Origin of the sequence: Actinomadura kijaniata NBRC 14229 (assembly GCF_001552175.1) — a bacterium.
Classification (GTDB): domain Bacteria; phylum Actinomycetota; class Actinomycetes; order Streptosporangiales; family Streptosporangiaceae; genus Spirillospora; species Spirillospora kijaniata.
The window spans coordinates 1-526 of the sequence record NZ_BCQR01000360.1; the positions used below are offsets into that span (position 1 = coordinate 1).

Genomic DNA, 526 nt, shown 5'->3' on the forward strand with positions numbered 1-526 from the left:
CAGGACAAGCCTGTCTAACCGGTCCTCTTAACGTTCCGGCACCGGGCAGGCGTCAGTCCGTATACCGCGTCTTACGACTTCGCACGGACCTGTGTTTTTAGTAAACAGTCGCTTCCCCCTGGCCTCTGCGACCACCCCCAGCTACGGGAGGCATGCTCCCTCACCAGGCGTGGTCCCCCTTCTCCCAAAGTTACGGGGGCAATTTGCCGAGTTCCTTAACCACAGTTCACCCGATCGCCTCGGTATTCTCTACCTGACCACCTGAGTCGGTTTGGGGTACGGGCCGCCGGTACACTCACTAGAGGCTTTTCTCGGCAGCATGGGATCACTCACTTCACCTAAAACGGCTCGGCATCACATCTCACCCTATGTGAGCCGCGGATTTGCCTACGGCTCGGGCTACCTGCTTACCCCGGGACAACCATCGCCCGGGCTGAGCTACCCTCCTGCGTCACCCCATCGCTCACCTACTACCGCTTCGGGTCCCATGCTCCCCCGAGAACAGGACCGAAGTCCCGTAACCGGG

General features: G+C 60.5%; 1 rRNA gene. It reads right to left on the reverse strand.

What is annotated here, in order from left to right:
- Positions 1 to 526, reverse strand: a 23S ribosomal RNA gene (locus AKI01S_RS53160); the annotation flags it as partial.